The following is an 8,389-nucleotide window of genomic DNA, read 5'->3' on the forward strand; positions in this document are numbered from 1 at the left end:
TGGGGCGTCCGGTGGTCCCGGAGGTGAAGGCGATCAGGGCGACGTCGTCGGCGGAGGTCGGGGCGGCCCGGAAGGGCCGGCCCCGCGGCCGTATCCGTATCCGTATCCGGCTCCGTGGAGCTCCCCGCAGGGGTTACGCGCTGAGGCGGAACTCCTCGCCCAGCTCGCGGAAGACCGCGCCGTTGAAGTCGAAGGCGCGCTTGCACTCGTCGATGATGCGCTGCTTCTCCAGGTCGTCCGCGGCGATGGCGTCCAGCAGCTCGCGGTAGGTCCGCTTGAAGGCCGCCGGGTTGGAGATGTCCGCGAAGACGTAGAAGCGGACGCCGTCGCCCTTGCGGTCGAAGCCCCAGGTGCGCTCGGCCTTGTCGCGGATGATCTGGCCGCCGGAGAGGTCGCCCAGGTAGCGGGTGTAGTGGTGGGCGACGTACCCGCCGGGCCACTCGGCCGCGCACTCGGCGACGCGGGCGGCGTACGCCTGCGTCGCGGGCAGCGCCACCACGTTCTGCTGCCAGTCCGGGCCCAGCAGGTGGGCGAGGTCGCGCTCGATCTCGGCGACGCGCATCAGCTCGGGCTGGATGAACGGGCCGGCCACCGGGTCGTTCCTGAGGGCCTCGGCCGCGTCCTCCAGGGCCCGGTACACGAACCACAGCTGTTCGGTGTAGCGCGTGTACGCGTCCACGCCGAGCCGTCCGCCGAGCAGGTCGCTCATGAAGGTCGACGTCTCGGCCTCGGTGTGCTGCTCGTGCGACGCGACGCGGATGACCGTAGAGAAGGCGTCCAAGGCGGACCTCCAGGAAGAGGAAACAGGCGTGGCGGCAGTGCCGCCACGCCTGATACTCCTACTTAGGCTTGCCTAAGTCAATGTGTTCCCGACGTCTTGTCGGTAAAAAAATCCACCCCGGCGATCCGCTACGGCAGGGTCAGGATCTCCGCCCCCGAGTCCGTCACCACCAGCGTGTGCTCGAACTGCGCGGTCCGCTTGCGGTCCTTCGTGACGACCGTCCAGCCGTCCGCCCACATGTCGTACTCGTGGGTGCCCAGGGTCAGCATCGGCTCGATGGTGAAGGTCATCCCGGGCTCGATGACGGTGGTGGCGTGCGGGCTGTCGTAGTGCGGAATGATCAGGCCGGAGTGGAAGGAGGAGTTGATGCCGTGGCCGGTGAAGTCCCGGACCACGCCGTAGCCGAAGCGCTTCGCGTACGACTCGATGACCCGGCCGATGATGTTGATCTGGCGGCCCGGCTTGACGGCCTTGATGGCGCGGTTCAGTGCCTCGCGGGTGCGCTCCACCAGCAGCCGCGACTCCTCGTCCACCTCCCCGCACAGGTAGGTGGCGTTGTTGTCCCCGTGCACACCGCCGATGTACGCGGTCACGTCGAGGTTCACGATGTCGCCGTCGCGCAGGACGGTGGAGTCCGGGATGCCGTGACAGATGACCTCGTTCACGGAGGAGCACAGCGACTTCGGGAAGCCGCGGTAGCCGAGCGTCGAGGGATAGGCGCCGTGGTCGCACATGTAGTCGTGGGCGACCTTGTCGAGCTCGTCGGTGGTCACCCCCGGCGCGATCAGCTTGGCGGCCTCTTCCATCGCCTGGGCGGCGATCCGGCCGGCGATGCGCATGGCCTCGATGGTCTCGGCCGTCTGCACCTCCGGTCCGGTGTACGGAGTGGGCGCGGGCTTGCCCACGTACTCGGGCCGGCGGATGTTTCCGGGAACGGAACGGACGGGAGAAAGCTCGCCTGGTACGAGCAGCGACTGGCCAGACATGCAAGCGAGTGTATCCAGCGGGGATGGGGCAGCATGGCGGCAGAGAGCGGTAACGAGAGGAGCCTGACAACGATGGCCCTGTTCAAGAAGCGCCAGGTGGGCAAAGCGGGCGAGTGGTACTACTGCCTGGTCCACAACAAGGTCGAAGAGGGCCCCGAGTGCCCGGCGAAGGACCGTTTCGGCCCGTACGAGACGCCCGAGGAGGCGAGCCACGCCATGGAGACGGCGCAGGAACGCAACCTCGAATGGCAGAACGATCCCAAGTGGAACGACAAGACCCGCGAGGAAGAAGGGGGCACGGCGCCGTAGCGTCGGGCTACCAGCGGCTGGGCGGCGGCGCGGTCAGCTGGTCGGCCAGCCGCGCCAGCCGGTCCCGGAAGCGGCGCGGCCCGCGCTGCGCCGGCAGGCCGTTCTCCCCGGCCGCCGCGCTGACCAGGTGCTGCACGGTGTCGAGATCCAGTTCGCCGCCGCCCTCCGGCACGGACAGCACCTCGTGCGCGAGCGTGCCCAGTTCCGGATCCCCGCCGTCCAGGGACAGTACGGTCGCCCCCGCGCGCCGGACCTCGTGAACGCGCTCCAGCAGCGCCGCGCCGGGCTCCCCGGGCGCCACCACCAGCAGCGTGTGCCCGCGCCGCGCCGCCGCCAGCCTGCCCAGCCCCACCGACAGGTGCGGCGGCCCCCCGGGCTGCACCCGGTGGCGTACGAGCGTGGGCGCCAGCTCCGGCAGGCCCGACCAGGCGGCCTCGTCCACCAGGTGCGCCGCCAGGTGCCAGGGCTCGTAGCCCTCCGTCCCCACCAGCAGCAGGTTCCCGCCTGCCGGTACGACGGACCGGCGCAGCGAGCCGGCGAAGCGCCGGGCGGCGCCCGGCCACTGCGTACCGGCGAGCACCTCGCGCAGCAGCGCGACCCTCACGGCATCCATATCGGGCATCCTCCCGCATGGAAGGGACATAGGGGAGCAGTACGGGAGGGTTCCCTCCCCTTCGACTGTGGCCTACCCGGCAGTACCCTCGCCCCCATGACTTCCTCAGACAACACGCAGAAGCCGCCGGTCAAGGACCCGTGGGAGCTGCCGGACGTATCCGGCCTCGTCGTCGGCGTCCTCGGCGGCACCGGCGACCAGGGCCGCGGCCTCGCCTACCGGCTCGCCCGGGCCGGCCAGAAAGTGATCATCGGCTCCCGCGCCGCCGACCGCGCCCGGACCGCGGCCGAAGAACTGGGCCTCGGCGTGGAGGGCGCGGACAACGCCGAGTGCGCGCGCCGCAGCGACATCGTGATCATCGCGGTGCCGTGGGAGGGCCACGCCAAGACCCTCGAAGCCCTGCGCGAGGACCTCGCGGGCAAGCTCGTCGTGGACTGCGTCAACCCGCTGGGCTTCGACAAGCAGGGCGCCTACGCCCTCCAGGTCGAAGAGGGCAGCGCCGCCCAGCAGGCCGCCGCCCTGCTCCCCGACTCCCGCGTCACGGCGGCCTTCCACCACCTCTCGGCGGTCCTCCTCCAGGACGAGTCGATCGACGAGATCGACACCGACGTGATGGTCCTCGGCGAGGCCCGCGCCGACACCGACCTCGTCCAGGCCCTCGCCGCCCGCATCCCCGGCATGCGCGGCGTCTTCGCCGGCCGCCTGCGCAACGCCCACCAGGTCGAATCGCTGGTGGCCAACCTCATCTCCACCAACCGCCGCTACAAGGCCCACGCGGGCCTGCGCCTCACGGACGTCTGAGCCGCACGTTCCGCGGGCACGGACGCCCGTTGCCGGGGCATGCACGGCGCAGCGGTCCTCCTCGGGCCCGGCCGCCGGGCATGCCCCGCGCTCATCCCCGTCGGCCGGGGCGCGCCTCGACGACCCCCAGCTGGGCCACCACACCGTGGTGGAAGCGCGCGACGGCATCGTCCACGCTGCGGATGAAGCCGGACTCGGTATTGCCGCGGCTGTTGCCCATTCCCTTGATCAGCGACAGCCGGAACCCGCTGGGCACGGCCCCGTCCTTGGGCAGCAGATCGCCCGGTTCGGGGCGCAGGCGCTCCAGAGTGCCGCGCGGACCGTTCTCGCCCTCCACGAGGCTCTGTACGTGCAGATCCGCCGGCGCCTCGGAGAGCAGCCGCATCAGCCGCTTCACCGTGGCCAGCGGATACGCCCCCTCCGGCGCCGGGATGTCGACGGACGTGCGGATCTTCCCCGTCCGCAGATCGGCGATCACCGCGATGACGGATCCGGCCCCGTCGACCCGCAGTTCCGCGGAGAGCCTGCCCTCCGTGCATAGCCTTCCGGCCGCCGCGACCCGCCGGGCCCGCGGATCGCTGCCGCGCCGGGCCCGCTGCACCGGCAGCGCCTTCTGCCCGAGTTCCCCGCCGAGTCGCAGACAGACCTGCCGGATGAGGCGCTCCCAGCTCTCCACGACGTCGACGGCGCGGGCGTCGGCGGGGTCGATGGTCTCGTCGTCGATGCCGTTGCGCACCGGAACCCAGGCGGGTCCCATGTTCTGGAACCCGTGGCACCCCGAGTTCTCGTGCTGCAGGTACTCCAGGAGCTCCTGGAGGAGCCACGCGTGGGCGGCGTTGCCGACACCCTCGTGGCGGATCAGCATCTGGGCCTGGTGCGCCACCTCGGCCCACGACAGGTGCCACAGGCTGACCTTGTGCTTGCGCCGTCCGTCGATCTTGACGTCGACCACGGCCGCACCTTCGAGGGCCACGTCGTTGGACAGCGTGATCACGGCCTCGTAGCCGCGACGGGCGGCGATGTCCATGTACTGCTGGACCTGTTCGGCCTTGAGCGGGTTGCCGTTCGTCTTCGTCTCGACCAGCGCCGTCCACAGCCTGCCCGCCCGTTCCACCCGGATCACGCCGTCGGGGCGCTTCGGGGAGTCGCCGTGGGGCAGGGGCACCTCGGTGAAGGTCTCCATGCGGCCGGCCGGGGCGCCGAACGCGGCGGTGAGGCGCCGCCCCAGCTCGGGCACCTGGGCCATGACGGACAACAGGACCGAGGTCGCCCGTACTTCGCGCTCCTTGTCGCTCTTGAGGGACGGGACCGGGAACAGCCGCGCGGTCTGCCAGGAGTCGTTCTCGGCGAGGGACTTCTTGGCCACCTTGGGCAGGGTGACCTTCTTCCTCGTCGTGCGCGGACCGCGACCGCGCGTCTGGGCCGGCACGGCGGCGGCAGCGGGTGCCGGCTCCGCGGTGGGGACGGCAGGGCCGGAAGGGGACCCATCGGCCGGCGCGACCGGGGGTACGGGCGGGACCGGTGCGCTGGTCCCGGGCGCTCGCGCCGCTCCGGGAGCAACCGGCTCACCGGGTTCGGCGGGCGCGCCGGATCCACCGGCCTCCCCGGACACCGGGGGTTCGTCGCCCTCCTCGGTGACGTCGATGCCGAAGTCGGTGGCCAGCCCGGCCAGACCGGTCTCGTACCCCTGCCCCACGGCCCGGAACTTCCACTCGTCGCCCCGGCGGTAGAGCTCACCGAAGATGAAGGCCGTCTCCACGCCCGCGCCCTCGATCGAGAATCCGACGAGGGGTTCGCCGGCCCGGTCCGAGACCGTCATCCGCAGGTCGTCGAGGTCCCCGAAGCGGGCGCCGCCGTACTGGCTGGCCGCCACCACGATCCGCGTGACGTCCTGCGCGACGGCGGTCAGGTCCACGCTGATGCGGTCCTCGTCCCCGCTGTCGGTCGGCGTCTTCCCGAGGAGCTGCACGCTGCCGTCGGCGGCCGCGGGATGGTTGTAGAAGTAGAAGTCGTTCTCGCTGCGGACCTTGCCGTTCTCGTCCAGGAGCAGTACGGAGACGTCGGCGTCGCCGGCTCCGGAGGTGCTGGTCCAGCCGAGACTCACGACGACGGAACCGGCGTCCTCGCTGAGGGCGCTCAGGCTGACGTTCGCACCCTTTGAGATCTCCTGCATGTCTTCCCCCCACTCACCGGCGTCGTCCGTCGCGGGCGGAGCGGGCCGGGATGTTCGCTCTGTCGCGCCCCCGATACGGCGCGTCACCGGCGAACCGTAGCGCCGGGCAGCAGGGGAGGTCAGGCAAAGGGGGAAATGGACCGGCCGCGGTTCGCCGCCGTCCTTACGGGACCACTGCGGGGCATGGGGGACACTGGAGGGGCTCGACCGCCTTCAGTGTTTCCGAGGAGCTCTTTTCATGCCCCGCCTTGCCGTCTTCGCCGTTGTCGTCTGCGTTCTTGCGGTGGCCGCGGCCGTCGTCGCCTTCGTGGAGGGCAGCTTCCTCGGGATCGTCTGGGTGCTGCTCGCGGGCCTCACGTCCAACCTGGCCTGGTACTACCTGCGCAAGGCCAAGGCCGAGAAGGCCGCGCGGACCTCGTAGCCGCTCGGGCGGGAGCCGCGCCCCGGAGTCAGCGGGCCTCGCAGAAGTCGCCGGCGTCCTGCCAGAAGCGGTAGAGGGCGCGGCCGCAGTCCGTCTCCACGTCCGCCACGCCGAGTGCGGACAGCAGGTCGCGCACCACGCCGAAGAAGAAGAAGTTGACCTCCGGGATCCACAGCAGCGCGAACACGGCGATCAGCCCGAACGGCGCCAGCGGCTCCACCTCGCGGCGCACCCGGTGCGACAGCCAGGGCTCGATGACCCCGTAGCCGTCGAGGCCCGGTACCGGCAGGAAGTTCAGGATCGCCGCCGAGACCTGGAGCAGGGCCAGGAAGGCGAGCGCGTACCGGAAGGGCATCGGCACCCCGTCGAGGGCGTCCAGCCAGAACGGGGCCGTGCAGACGACGGCGAACGCGACGTTCGTCAGCGGGCCCGCCGCCGAGATGAGGCTGTGCTTCCAGCGCCCCCGGATCCGGCCGCGCTCGATGTAGACGGCGCCGCCGGGCAGGCCCAGCCCGCCCAGGATCACGAACAGCACCGGCAGCACGATGCTGAGCAGCGCGTGCGTGTACTTCAGCGGATTCAGCGTCAGATAACCCTTGGCGCCCACCGAGAGGTCGCCGCTGTGCAGGGCGGTGCGGGCGTGCGCGTACTCGTGCAGGCACAGGGAGACGACCCACGCCGACGTCACGAAGAGGAACACCGCCAGCCCGGTGCTCGTCGAGTACCCGGTCCACACGGCCCAGCCGGTGACGGCCATGACGGCGAAGATCCCGAGGAATACCGAACTGATCCGCCGCTCGCCGCGGCCGCCCTGATGACCCATGCCCGGAAACCTATCCCGGGCGCGGAAAGGAAAACGGTTCGGGGCCGGGCCGGGGTCCGGGGACAATGGGCCGGTGCGTTACGCGATTCTCGGCACCGCCCAGGCCATTCACGACGACGGGACCCCCGTCGGCGTCGGCGGAGCGCGCCTGCGGGCGCTCCTGACCGCGCTCGCGCTGCGGCCGGGGCGGGTGGTCCCGACCGCACTGCTGGTCGCCGAGGTGTGGGACGGCAACCCGCCGGCCGACGCTCCGGCCGCCCTGCAGGCGCTGGTCGCCCGGCTGCGGCGGGCCCTGGGGCACGCGGCCGTGCGCTCCGCGGAGGGCGGCTACCGGCTCGCCGCCGACCGCGAGGACGTCGACCTGTACCGCTTCGAGCGACTCGCCCGGGCCGCGGCCGAGGCGCGGGACCCGGCCGAGGCCGCCGCCCGGTACGAGGAGGCCCTCGCCCTGTGGCGCGGACCGGCCCTCGCCGACCTGCCCGACCCGGGCGCGGAGTCCGCGCGCTGGGAGGCCGTACGGACGGACGCACGCCGGGGCGGGCTCGCGGCGGCCCTGGACCTGGGCCAGGCGGAGCGGGCCCTGCCGGAACTGACCGCGCTGTGCGCGCGGCAGCCGCTGGACGAGCCGCTGCAGGCGCTGCGGATCCGGGCGCTGCGCGACGCGGGACGCCCGTCGGAGGCGCTGGCCGCGTACGACGCCGTACGCCGGGACCTGGCGGCCCGGCTGGGCACGGACCCGGGCCCCGCCCTGCGCGCCCTGCACACCGAACTCCTGAACCCGCCGGCCGGGCCGGCCCCGCACCCGGCCGCGCCGGCCCCGCACCCGTCCGTGGCGGCCCCGCACCCGGCCGACGCCGGGCCCGTCGCGCATCCGGCCCGGCCCGAGCAGGGCTCCGCCGCCGGGCCCCACCCGGCCGGGCACCCGGCCCGGCCGAGCCCGGGCGCCACCGCCCACGCCGCCGGTTCCGGCCCGAGCCCGCATCCCGCCCAGCCGGGGAACCTGCGGGCGCGGCTCACCACCTTCGTCGGCCGTGAGGACGACATCCGCGTCATCGGGGACGATCTCGCGCGGGCGCGGCTCGTCACCTTGCTCGGGCCCGGCGGCGCCGGCAAGACGCGGCTCTCGCAGGAGGCCGCCGAGGCACACGACGCGCGCGGCGGATGGCCCGACGGGGTGTGGTTCGTCGAGCTGGCCCCCGTGGACGACCCGGAGGACGTCGCCGAGGCCGCGCTCGCCGCGCTCGGGGCCCGGGAGACCAAGCTGCGCGGCGCCGCCGCCGAGGAGCTGCGGGCCCTGACCGACCGGGCCGGGGACGCCCCGCTCGACCGGCTCGCCGAACACTGCGCACGGCAGCGCCTCCTGATCCTGCTCGACAACTGCGAGCACGTGATCGGCGCCGCCGCCGAGCTGGCCGAGGAGCTCCTCGCGCGCTGCCCCGGCGTGCAGATCCTGGCCACGAGCCGTGAACCGCTCGGTGTGCC

Annotated in this window: 9 protein-coding genes; 4 read left to right on the forward strand and 5 right to left on the reverse strand. The window is 72.7% G+C overall.

Features of this window, described 5'->3' with window-relative positions:
* Positions 1-133 precede the first annotated feature (133 nt).
* On the reverse strand, positions 134-781 hold the full coding sequence (locus AB0D29_RS38360) for a biliverdin-producing heme oxygenase (RefSeq protein WP_362860476.1): 648 nt from the start codon (positions 779-781) through the stop codon (positions 134-136).
* 128 nt (positions 782-909) lie between these two features.
* Complete coding sequence (map, locus tag AB0D29_RS38365; RefSeq protein WP_351300994.1) at positions 910-1,767, reverse strand: type I methionyl aminopeptidase; 858 nt, start codon at positions 1,765-1,767, stop codon at positions 910-912.
* A gap of 72 nt (positions 1,768-1,839) precedes the next feature.
* On the opposite strand from map, the gene AB0D29_RS38370 reads away from it, so the two are divergent.
* On the forward strand, positions 1,840-2,076 hold the full coding sequence (locus tag AB0D29_RS38370; protein WP_362860477.1) for a hypothetical protein: 237 nt from the start codon (positions 1,840-1,842) through the stop codon (positions 2,074-2,076).
* Positions 2,077-2,083: 7 nt separating this feature from the next.
* On the opposite strand, the gene AB0D29_RS38375 is transcribed toward AB0D29_RS38370, so the two are convergent.
* Positions 2,084-2,689 (reverse strand): hypothetical protein, encoded by a 606-nt coding sequence (locus tag AB0D29_RS38375; RefSeq protein WP_362860478.1) that lies wholly within the window; start codon positions 2,687-2,689, stop codon positions 2,084-2,086.
* Between the two features lie 96 nt (positions 2,690-2,785).
* On the opposite strand from AB0D29_RS38375, the gene npdG reads away from it, so the two are divergent.
* Positions 2,786-3,490, forward strand: a complete 705-nt coding sequence (npdG, locus tag AB0D29_RS38380) for an NADPH-dependent F420 reductase (RefSeq protein ID WP_362860479.1) — start codon at positions 2,786-2,788, stop codon at positions 3,488-3,490.
* A gap of 91 nt (positions 3,491-3,581) precedes the next feature.
* On the opposite strand, the gene AB0D29_RS38385 is transcribed toward npdG, so the two are convergent.
* A complete protein-coding gene (locus tag AB0D29_RS38385) occupies positions 3,582-5,663 on the reverse strand; it encodes a TerD family protein (protein ID WP_362860480.1) in 2,082 nt (693 codons plus the stop codon).
* A 238-nt stretch (positions 5,664-5,901) separates the two neighbouring features.
* Between AB0D29_RS38385 and AB0D29_RS38390 the strand changes: the two genes are divergently transcribed.
* Positions 5,902-6,084 carry a hypothetical protein gene (locus AB0D29_RS38390; protein ID WP_030723453.1) on the forward strand — a complete coding sequence of 61 codons (183 nt, stop codon included), beginning with the start codon at positions 5,902-5,904 and terminating at the stop codon, positions 6,082-6,084.
* A 28-nt stretch (positions 6,085-6,112) separates the two neighbouring features.
* On the opposite strand, the gene AB0D29_RS38395 is transcribed toward AB0D29_RS38390, so the two are convergent.
* Complete coding sequence (locus tag AB0D29_RS38395; protein WP_362860481.1) at positions 6,113-6,907, reverse strand: site-2 protease family protein; 795 nt, start codon at positions 6,905-6,907, stop codon at positions 6,113-6,115.
* Between the two features lie 73 nt (positions 6,908-6,980).
* Between AB0D29_RS38395 and AB0D29_RS38400 the strand changes: the two genes are divergently transcribed.
* Positions 6,981-8,389, forward strand: a 1,409-nt coding sequence (locus tag AB0D29_RS38400; RefSeq protein ID WP_362860482.1) for a BTAD domain-containing putative transcriptional regulator, incomplete at its 3' end; no start/stop codon positions are given.

Origin of the sequence: Streptomyces sp. NPDC048424 (genome assembly GCF_040651555.1) — a bacterium.
Lineage (GTDB): Bacteria > Actinomycetota > Actinomycetes > Streptomycetales > Streptomycetaceae > Streptomyces.